1 protein-coding gene is annotated in these 217 nt (G+C 66.4%); it reads right to left on the reverse strand.

Annotated elements, in window-relative coordinates:
• Positions 1-217: hypothetical protein (locus AWT75_RS22420; RefSeq protein ID WP_204377139.1), on the reverse strand; the 217-nt coding region annotated here is incomplete at both ends.

Here is a 217-nt window from a genome sequence, read left to right on the forward strand (position 1 = left end):
AGGGTGAGGTCGCCCTGGGTGGATAGCGGCTGCCGGTTTGGTCGGTACTGGCCTGGGCGGACCAGTTGTTGGCATTCCAGGTGATGCGGCGTTGCTGGGAAGGTTGCGCCCGGCCTGCAGGGTGAGGTCGCCCTGGGTGGATAGCGGCTGCCGGTTTGGTCGGTACTGGCCTGGGCGGACCAGTTGTTGGCATTCCAGGTGATGCGGCGTTGCTGGG

Source organism: Aquitalea pelogenes (genome assembly GCF_001515305.1).
Taxonomy (GTDB): domain Bacteria; phylum Pseudomonadota; class Gammaproteobacteria; order Burkholderiales; family Chromobacteriaceae; genus Aquitalea; species Aquitalea pelogenes.